This window comes from Georgenia sp. 311 (assembly GCF_006151955.1).
Taxonomy (GTDB): Bacteria; Actinomycetota; Actinomycetes; order Actinomycetales; family Actinomycetaceae; genus Oceanitalea; species Oceanitalea wutianyii.
The window spans coordinates 50,320-60,000 of sequence record NZ_VDFS01000024.1 but is presented as its reverse complement, the minus strand read 5'-3'; the positions used below and the strand labels follow the sequence as shown (position 1 = coordinate 60,000).

The window sequence follows — 9,681 nt, the reverse complement described above, 5'->3', positions numbered from 1 at the left end:
GCCGCACCTCGCCGGCACCGCCCAGCGCCCGGTCGTCCGCCTCTCGGCGGCGCGCGCCGCCGAGCTCGGCGCCACCGACGGGACCGCGGTCACCGTCCGTGGCCCGGCCGGTAGCATCACCCTGCCGCTGGCCGTCACGACGATGCCCGATGACGTCGTCTGGCTCCCGGAGAACTCCCCGGGGTCCCACGTGCACGAGATGCTCGGCGCGGGCGCCGGCACCATCGTCGACCTGGAGGTGACGCGATGATCTTCGCGCCCATGGTCATCAGCGACCCGTCGGCCGGCCCGTCCGCCGACTTCAGCAACGACACCTGGTGGATCTGGGTGATCAAGGCGGTGGCGATCATCGTCATGCTGCTGCTCTTCGTGCTCGTCGCCATCTGGGCCGAGCGCAAGGTCCTCGCCCGCATGCAGACCCGCCCCGGCCCCAACGTCCACGGCCCCGCCGGCTCGTTGCAGTCGGTCGCCGACGCGATGAAGCTGCTGCTCAAGGAGGACTTCAACCTCAAGGGCGCGGACCGCTTCGTCTACCTCCTGGCGCCGTTCATCGCCGCGCTGTGCGCGTTCATGATCTACGCGGTGATCCCGTTCGGGCCCGAGGTCTCGATGTTCGGGGTGACGACGCCGCTGCAGCTCGCCGACTCCTCGGTCGCCGTGCTCTACATCCTCGGCATCACCGCCATCGGCGTGTACGGCATCGTCCTGGGTGGCTGGTCGTCCAACTCGACCTTCCCGCTGCTCGGCGCGGTCCGCTCCTCGGCTCAGGTCATCTCCTACGAGCTGGCGATGGCGCTGTCCCTCGCCTCGGTCTTCCTCGTCTCCGGCTCGGCGTCGACCTCCCAGATCGTCGACTCCCAGACCCGGCTGTGGTGGGCGATCGTCCTGCTGCCCGCGTTCCTCGTCTACCTCGTGTCGATGGTCGGTGAGGTCAACCGGCTGCCCTTCGACCTTCCCGAGGCCGAGGGCGAGCTCGTCGCCGGCCACATGGTCGAGTACTCCTCGATGAAGTTCGCCTGGTTCTTCCTCGCCGAGTACGTGAACATGCTCAACGTCTCGGCCGTCGCCGCCACGCTCTTCCTCGGTGGCTGGCGCGCCCCGTGGCCGCTGTCGGCGATCAACGACGGCACGTTCAACGAGGGCTGGTGGCCGCTGCTGTGGATGGTCGCCAAGATCTGGCTCGTCATGTTCTTCATGTTCTGGCTGCGCGCGACGCTCCTGCGCTTCCGCTACGACCAGTTCATGAACCTCGGCTGGAAGATCCTCATCCCGGTCGCGCTCGCGTGGCTCGTCGCCGTCGCCGTCGTCCAGGGCCTCCTCCAGTTCGGTGACATCGACCTGCGCACCCTGCTCTTCGTCCTCGCCGGCATCCTCGTCGTCGTCCTCGTCGTCACCCTGCTCTGGCCGGAGAAGAAGCCCGAGCCGGAGCCCGAGCCGGCGGACGCCACCGGCACCGGCGGCGTCGTCGTCGACTCCGAGTTCGACGCGTTCGCCGGCGGCTACCCGGTGCCCCCGATGCCGGGCCAGCAGCTGCCGCCCTCGCCGCGGCGCAGGCTGCGCGAGCAGCAGGCCCCCGGCGCCACCCAGACCATTTCGGCACCCGCACAGGAGGCCACCGATGAGTAAGCGCCAGGATCACGAGCCGCGCAAGGAGCGGCTGCGCAAGCAGCTGGCCAAGCCGTCGAAGGCGCGGGGGGAGGTCGCCCGTCCCCTGCCGATGAAGTTCGAGCGGGACGAGAAGGGCGCCCTCGGCGAGCTCCTCGCCCCCGTCGCCGGGTTCGGTGTCACCTTCTCCTCGATGTTCCGTCCGACGGTCACCGAGCAGTACCCCTTCGAGAAGGTGCCGACCCAGCCGCGCTACCACGGTCGCCACCAGCTCAACCGGTACGCCGACGGCCTGGAGAAGTGCATCGGCTGCGAGCTGTGCGCCTGGGCCTGCCCGGCCGACGCGATCCTCGTCCAGGGTGGCAACAACAGCCCCGACGCCCAGTTCTCGCCCGGCGAGCGCTACGGCCGCGTCTACCAGATCAACTACCTGCGCTGCATCTTCTGCGGGTACTGCATCGAGGCCTGCCCCACCCGCGCGCTGACGATGACCAACGAGTACGAGCTCACCGGTCCCACGCGCGAGGGCATGATCTACGAGAAGCAGGACCTGCTGGCCCCGCTCGCCCCCGGCATGCTCGCCCCGCCCCACCCGATGGTCGCGGGCACCGAGGACGACGACTACTACCGCAACGAGATCAGCGGACCGACCGACGCACAGGTCGAGTGGGTCCGCGAGCGCCGTCCCGAGGACCCGAGCCTCGAGACGGTCCGCACCGTCAAGGAGGCCCGGGCATGAGCCTGCCGATGAGCCTGGCCGAGACCGGGGTGGTGAGCACCGGCGAGACCGTCTTCTTCTGGATCGTCGCACCGCTCGCCGTGCTCGCGGCCCTCGGCCTGCTGTTCGCGCGCAAGGCGGTCTACGCCGCGATGTGCGTCGTGTTCGTCATGATCGCCCTCGCCGGGTTCTACATCGTCCAGGAGGCGCTGTTCCTCGGCGTCGCCCAGATCGTCGTCTACACCGGCGCGATCATGATGCTGTTCCTCTTCGTGCTCATGCTCGTCGGCGTCGACGCCTCGGACTCCGTGATCGAGACGCTCAAGGGCCAGCGGTGGATCGCCGCGATCGGAGGCCTCGGCCTCATCGCGCTCATCGCCGCCGTCGCCCTGCGGGCCACGATGCCCGCCCCGCGCGGCCTCGAGCTCGCCAACGAGGACACCAACCCCGTCGGCGTCGCGCGCCTGCTGTTCTCCGACTACGTCCTCGTCGTGGAGATCTCCGGCATCCTGCTCGTCACGGCCGCCGTCGGCGCCGTCGTCCTCACCCGCGCGGAGCGGCTGCGCCCCAAGCGCACCCAGCGTGAGGTGCTGGCGGAGAAGATGGCCGCCTACGCGGCCAGCGGCGACACCCGCCTGCGCAACCTGCCCGCCCCCGGCGTCTACGCCCGGCACAACGCCGCCGACGTCCCCGCGCTCGGGGCCGACGGCAAGCCGATCGAGGAGTCCGTGCCGCGCGTGCTGCGCATCCGCGGCCAGCAGCGCTCCATCGCCTCCGTCAGCCCCGAGCTCGCCGCCCAGCTCGCCGCCTCGGCGAGCACCCACCCGGGTGACGGTGGTGCCCGCAGCGTCACCCAGTCCGGCGAGGCCGGGATGCCGGGCACCGACCCGGCCCCGGGCACGAGCACCGTGGACGGCGAGCGACCCACGAGCCAGAGCACCGAGGACACGGGCACCAAGCGCGCCGAGCAGGAGGACCAGCAGTGACCCTCGTCAACTACCTCGTCCTGTCGGGCATCCTCTTCTCCATCGGCGCGATGGCGGTGCTCCTGCGCCGCAACAGCATCATCGCGCTCATGGGTGTGGAGCTCATGCTCAACGCGGCGAACCTCACGCTCATCACCTTCGCGCGCTGGCACGGCAACCTCCACGGTGAGGTCTTCGCCTTCTTCGTCATGCTCGTCGCGGCCGCCGAGGTCGTCATCGGCCTGGCGATCGTCGTCTCCATCTTCCGAACCCGCCGGTCGGCGTCCATCGACGACGTCAACCTGCTCAAGAACTGACGGGGAGCAACGTGCTAATGCTGGGAACACCGGCGCTGTCCGTACCCACAGCCGCGGTCGACGCGACCACGGCCGGCGGGGCGGCCTCCTTCGCCTGGCTCATGGTGGCCCTGCCGCTCCTCGGGGCGGCAGTGCTCCTGCTGACCGGGCGGCGCTCCGACCGCTGGGGGCACTGGCTGGGCGTCCTCGCCTCCGGTGGTGCCTTCGTCGTCGGCCTCCTCGTCGTCCTGCAGATGATCGGGCTCGACCCGGCCGAGCGGGTGATGGACCTGCACCTGTTCACCTGGCTGCCGGTCGGTGAGCTCACGGTCGACGCGGGCATGCGGCTCGACCCGCTGTCGATGTCCTTCGTCATGCTCGTCACCTTCGTGGGCACGCTCATCCACGTGTACTCGGTGGCGTACATGGAGCACGACGTCGACCGTCGCCGGTTCTTCGCCTACCTCAACCTCTTCGTCGCCGCGATGCTCGTCCTCGTGCTCGCCGACTCCTACGTGCTGCTGTTCGTCGGCTGGGAGGGCGTGGGCCTGGCCTCCTACCTCCTCATCGGCTTCTGGAACTTCCGCACGGACTACGCCGTCGCCGCGAAGAAGGCCTTCGTGATGAACCGCGTCGGCGACCTCGGTCTGCTCCTCGCGATGATGACGATGTTCGCCGCCTTCGGCGCCGTCGACTTCGACAGCGTCTTCGCCGGCGCCGCCGGGGCCTCCCAGGGGCTGCTCACCGCGATCGGGCTCCTCCTCCTGCTCGCCGCCTGCGGCAAGTCGGCGCAGTTCCCGCTCCAGGCGTGGCTCGGGGACGCGATGGCCGGCCCGACCCCCGTCTCGGCGCTCATCCACGCAGCGACCATGGTCACCGCCGGTGTCTACCTCGTCGTGCGCTCCGCCCCGGTCTTCGACGGCGCCCCCGCGGCGCAGCTCGTCGTCGTCATCGTCGGTGCGATCACCCTGGTCTTCGGGGCCGTCGTCGGTTCGGCCAAGGACGACATCAAGAAGGTGCTCGCCGCCTCGACGATGTCCCAGATCGGCTACATGATGCTCGCCGCGGGCCTCGGCCCGGTGGGCTACGCCTTCGCGATCTTCCACCTCATCACCCACGGCTTCTTCAAGGCCGGGATGTTCCTCGGGGCGGGGTCGGTCATGCACGGCATGGACGACCAGGTCGACATGCGGCGCTTCGGTGGCCTGAGCAAGTACATGAAGATCACCTGGCTGACCTTCGGGGCCGGCTGGCTCGCGATCATCGGCTTCCCCGGCCTGTCCGGCTACTGGAGCAAGGACCTCATCATCGAGGCCGCGTTCGTCGGCGAGGGCTGGCGCCCGTGGGTGTTCGGCACCGTCACGCTGCTGGCCGCGGGGCTCACCGCCTTCTACATGTCGCGCCTGTTCTTCATGACGTTCCACGGCAAGGAGCGCTGGACACCCACCCGTGAGGGCGGGGAGCAGCACCCGCACGAGGGCTCGGCCCTCATGACCGTGCCGATGATCATCCTCGCGCTCGGCTCGGTCGGCCTGGGTGCGGTGCTCGCCGCCGGTGACACCTTCGTCACCTGGCTCGAGCCGTCCATCGGCCACGTGGAGCACCACGACCCCGTGCTGCCCATCCCGGTCATCATCGGCGCGACGCTCGCCCTCGTGGCGGTCGGCGTGTTCCTCGCCTGGCGCCAGTACGCCGCGTCCACCGTCCCGGTGGAGGCCCCCCGCGGATCGGTGCTCACCCGCGCCGCCCGCCGCGACCTCTACCAGGACGCCGTCAACGAAGGAGTGTTCATGCGCCCGGGTCAGTACCTCACCCGCGGCCTGGTCTACGCCGACTCCGCCGTGGTCGACGGCGCGGTCATGGGCCTGGCCCGGGGCACGTCCGGGACCGGCGGCGTGCTGCGCCGCCTGCAGACCGGGTACATCCGGTCCTACGCCGCGATCATGCTCGTCGGTGTCGTCGCCGCCCTTGTCGTCGTCCTCGCCTCGCGCGGCTGAGCCCAGGAAGCGAACATGCAGAACATCAGTGACCTTCCCTGGCTGACGATCCTCATCGTCGTGCCGCTCGTCGCGGCCGCGGTGATCTGGCTCGTGCCGGGTGTCCAGCGCGCCGCCCGCACCATCGGTCTGGCCGTCTCCCTCGTCGTGCTCGCCGGCTTCGTCGTCATGGCGAGCGGCTTCGACCTGGGCCTGGCGGGTGAGTACCAGTTCGTCGAGCAGGCCTCGTGGATCCCGCAGCTCGGGGTCTCCTACGCCCTGGGCGTCAACGGTCTGGGCCTCACCCTCGTCGGCCTGTCCGTCTTCCTCGTCCCGATCGCGCTCCTCGCCGCCTGGCGGGAGCAGGAGGTCGTGCCCGAGGGCGCCGTCGTCGCCCGCCGCCAGGCCGGGTTCGTCGCCCTCGTCCTCGCCCTCGAGGCGACGATGGTGGCGGTCTTCTCGGCCCGCGACGTCTTCCTCTTCTACGTCGTCTTCGAGGCGATGCTCGTCCCGGTGTACTTCCTCATCGGTGGCTTCGGCGGCACCCGCCGTCGCTACGCGGCGACGAAGTTCCTCGTCTACTCCCTGGCGAGCGGCCTCGTCATGCTCGTCGGCGTCATCGCGCTGGGCGTGCTCGGCCCGGGCGGCCCCGACGGGTTCCTCATCGACACGCTCACCGGCGCCGAGCTCGGCGTGTGGACCGAGCGGTGGATCTTCATCTCCTTCTTCATCGCCTTCGCGGTCAAGGCACCGATGTGGCCGGTCCACACGTGGCTGCCCGACGCCGCCCAGCAGGCCTCCCCGGGCACGTCCGCGCTGCTCGTCGGCGTGCTCGACAAGGTCGGCACCTTCGGGATGCTCGCGCTGTGCCTCCCGCTGTTCCCCGAGGCCTCGCGGTGGGCCGCGCCGGTGATCATCGTGCTCGCCGTCGTCTCGATCCTCTACGGCGCGTTCGTCGCCCTGGGGCAGCGGGACGTCATGCGGCTCATCGCCTTCACCTCGGTGTCCCACTTCGGCTTCATCGTCCTGGGCATCTTCGTCCGCGAGGAGGTCGCGCTCGTCGGCGCCATGCTCTACATGGTCGCCCACGGTGTCTCGACCGCGGCCCTGTTCCTCATCTCCGGCTTCCTCACCCAGCGGGGCGGCACCCAGGAGATCGGTGGCTACAGCGGCATGCAGCGCGTCACGCCGGTGCTCGCCGGGACCTGGCTCATCGCCGGCCTCGCGACCATCGCGCTGCCGGGCCTGTCCGGCTTCGTCCCGGAGTACCTCGTGCTCCTGGGCACGTTCCGGGTCAACATCGTCGCCGCCGTCTTCGCGGTCCTCGCGGTCATCATCGCGGCGCTGTACATCCTGCTGCCCTACCAGCGGATCTTCACCGGCCCGCGCAACGAGACGCTCGCGGCCCTGCCCGACCTCGGTGCCCGGGAGAAGTGGGTCGTCGCGCCGCTCGTCGCCGCGATGCTCGCCCTGGGCATCGTGCCCGGCCCGGTGATCGACGTGCTGCGGCCGGTGGCCGAGGAGGCCGCCATCGAGCAGCCCAGCTCGGTGGACGCCATGGCGGGGGCCCTTACTGACGGATCGAGCGACGCGGCCGCCGCGTTCGCCGAGGGGAGCGAGAAGTGAACTTCGCACCACCGACCATCGACTGGGCCGCGCTGACGCCCGTCCTCATCGTGCTCGGCGCGGGCCTGCTCGGCGTGCTCGTCGCCGCCTTCGTGCCGCGCCCGGCCCGGCGCGGCGCCCAGGTGGTGCTCACCGCCCTCGCCCTCGCCGGTGCGCTCGTCGCCGTCGTGTGGCGCTGGACGGTCGTCAGCGTGAACGGCCCGGCGGAGATCGTCGGAGGCTCGCTCATCGAGGACGGCCCGGCCCTCCTCGCGCAGGGGATCATCGCGCTCGTCGCCCTCGTGGGTCTGCTCGTCATCGCCGACCGCTCCGAGTGGGGCGAGGACGCGTTCGCCGCCCAGGCCGCCACCCGGCCGGGCAGCCAGGACGAGGACGAGGCGCAGCGCGCCGGCCTGAGCCAGACCGAGGTCTTCCCGTTCGTCCTGTTCTCGGTCGGCGGCATGCTCCTCTTCCCGGCCGCCGGTGACCTCGTCATGATGTTCGTCGCCCTCGAGGTGCTCTCCCTGCCGCTCTACCTGCTCTCCGGCATGGCGCGCCGCCGTCGCCTCCTGTCCCAGGAGGCCGCGCTCAAGTACTTCGTGCTCGGGGCGTTCTCCTCGGCGTTCTTCCTCATGGGCGCCGCGCTGCTCTACGGCTTCTCCGGCAGCCTGCGGCTGTCCGAGCTCGCCACCGCGGTGCCGAGCACCGTGGGCATGGACGGCCTGCTCCTCGCGGGCAGCGTCCTCGTCATCGTCGGCCTGCTCTTCAAGGTCGGTGCCGTCCCGTTCCACGTGTGGACCCCGGACGTCTACCAGGGGGCCCCGACGCCGATCACCGGCTTCATGGCCGCCGCCACGAAGGTCGCGGCCTTCGGCGCGCTCCTGCGCTTCGTCTACGTCGTCGTCCCCGGTCTGGGCTGGGACCTCGAGCCGCTCATGTGGGGCATCGCGATCCTCACCATGGGAGTGGGCACCGTCGTCGCCCTCGTCCAGACGGACGTCAAGCGCATGCTCGCCTACTCCTCGATCGCCCACGCGGGCTTCGTGCTCGTCGGCGTCGTCGCGCTCGTCCAGGAGGGCATCGCCGCGGTGCTCTTCTACCTCCTCGCCTACGGCCTGGCCACGGTCGGTGCGTTCGCCGTCGTCACGCTCGTGCGTGAGCGCGACGCCGCCGGCACCGTGACCGGCGAGGCCCTGCACCTGTCCCAGTGGGCGGGCCTGGGCCGGCGCAGCCCGGCCCTGGCCCTGGCGATGACCCTGTTCCTGCTGTCCTTCGCGGGCATCCCGCTCACCGGCGGGTTCATCGGCAAGTTCTCGGTCTTCGCCGCCGGCGTGGCGGGCGGGGCCACCGTGCTCGTCGTCATCGCCGTGCTCGCCAGCGCCGCGGCCGCGTTCTTCTACGTCCGCCTCGTCGTGCTCATGTTCTTCACCGAGCCCGACGGCGAGCGCACCGCGGTCGTCCGCTCCGAGGGCCTGACCTCCGTCGCCGTCGCTGTCTGCGCGCTCGGCACGGTGCTCCTCGGTGTCGCGCCCGGTCCCGTCCTCGACCTCGCCCAGCAGGCGGCGACGTTCCTGCCGTGACCGCGACCATGTTCCAGCTCGGCGACGACGAGCTCACCGACCGCCTCGCCGGGGCGATGGCGGACGTCGAGGACCGGCTGCGCGAGGCGGTCACCGGCGCCGACGAGCTCGTCGACGCCCCGATGCGCCACCTCGCCGCCGCCGGCGGCAAGCGGCTGCGCCCCGCGCTCACGCTCCTCACCGCCGAGCTCGGGACCCCGGGCCGCGACGAGGTCGTGCGCGCCGCCGTCGCCGTCGAGCTCACCCACCTGGCCACGCTCTACCACGACGACGTCATGGACTCCGCGGACATGCGCCGCGGGGCGCCGAGCGCGCACGCCGTGTGGGACAACTCGGTGGCCATCCTCACCGGTGACCTCCTGTTCGCCCGCGCCTCCCAGCTCGTGGCCTCCCTCGGTGCCGACGCGGTGCGCGTCCACGCCGAGACGTTCGAGCGGCTGTGCCTCGGCCAGCTGCACGAGACGCTCGGGCCGCGCGAGGGGGAGGACCCGATCGCGCACTACATCCAGGTGCTCGCGGACAAGACCGGCTCGCTCATCGCCGCCTCCGCGCGGTACGGGGCCGTGTTCAGCGGCGCCGGTGAGGACCTCGCCGTCATCCTCGAGCGGTACGGGGAGAAGGTCGGCGTGGCCTTCCAGCTCGCCGACGACGTCATCGACCTCGCCTCTGACTCCGAGACCACCGGCAAGACCCCCGGCACCGACCTGCGCGAGGGCGTGGCCACCATGCCCGTGCTGCTCCTGCAGCGACGGGCCGCCGAGGGGCGCCTGGACGAGCGGGGCGCCGCCGTCCTCGAGCGGCTCGGCACCGACCTGCGCTCGGACGCCGCGCTGCGTGCCGCCGTCGAGGAGCTGCGCGACCACGAGGTGCTCGAGGAGGCGCGTGAGCTCGCCCGCCAGTGGGCGCGCGACGCCGTCGCCGAGCTCGAGCCGCTGC

The 9,681-nt window shown here is 71.2% G+C and carries 9 protein-coding genes; all 9 read left to right on the top strand.

Annotated elements, in window-relative coordinates; translation table 11 throughout:
- The coding region (locus FHE66_RS04945) for a molybdopterin dinucleotide binding domain-containing protein (protein ID WP_218013616.1) at positions 1-250 on the top strand (250 nt) is incomplete at its 5' end.
- Positions 247-1,626: an NADH-quinone oxidoreductase subunit NuoH gene (gene nuoH, locus FHE66_RS04940; RefSeq protein ID WP_218013615.1), complete on the top strand. Its 1,380-nt coding sequence runs from the start codon at positions 247-249 to the stop codon at positions 1,624-1,626. The genes FHE66_RS04945 and nuoH, both read left to right, overlap by 4 nt.
- 91 nt (positions 1,627-1,717) lie before the next feature.
- Positions 1,718-2,344, top strand: coding sequence for an NADH-quinone oxidoreductase subunit NuoI (gene nuoI / locus FHE66_RS04935; RefSeq protein ID WP_230976643.1), 627 nt, complete (start codon positions 1,718-1,720; stop codon positions 2,342-2,344).
- Positions 2,341-3,309, top strand: coding sequence for an NADH-quinone oxidoreductase subunit J (locus tag FHE66_RS04930; protein ID WP_139071867.1), 969 nt, complete (start codon positions 2,341-2,343; stop codon positions 3,307-3,309). The genes nuoI and FHE66_RS04930 overlap by 4 nt, the downstream gene beginning before the upstream one ends.
- Positions 3,306-3,605, top strand: a complete 300-nt coding sequence (nuoK, locus tag FHE66_RS04925; RefSeq protein WP_139071866.1) for an NADH-quinone oxidoreductase subunit NuoK — start codon at positions 3,306-3,308, stop codon at positions 3,603-3,605. Before FHE66_RS04930 ends, nuoK begins: the two co-directional genes overlap by 4 nt.
- Before the next feature lie 17 nt (positions 3,606-3,622).
- Positions 3,623-5,581, top strand: coding sequence for an NADH-quinone oxidoreductase subunit L (gene nuoL, locus FHE66_RS04920; protein WP_139071894.1), 1,959 nt, complete (start codon positions 3,623-3,625; stop codon positions 5,579-5,581).
- A 15-nt stretch (positions 5,582-5,596) separates the two neighbouring features.
- Complete coding sequence (locus FHE66_RS04915; RefSeq protein ID WP_168202742.1) at positions 5,597-7,186, top strand: NADH-quinone oxidoreductase subunit M; 1,590 nt, start codon at positions 5,597-5,599, stop codon at positions 7,184-7,186.
- Positions 7,183-8,745 (top strand): NADH-quinone oxidoreductase subunit NuoN, encoded by a 1,563-nt coding sequence (nuoN, locus tag FHE66_RS04910; protein ID WP_139071865.1) that lies wholly within the window; start codon positions 7,183-7,185, stop codon positions 8,743-8,745. Before FHE66_RS04915 ends, nuoN begins: the two co-directional genes overlap by 4 nt.
- Positions 8,746-8,753: 8 nt before the next feature.
- Positions 8,754-9,681: polyprenyl synthetase family protein (locus tag FHE66_RS04905; RefSeq protein ID WP_139071892.1), on the top strand; the 928-nt coding region annotated here is incomplete at its 3' end.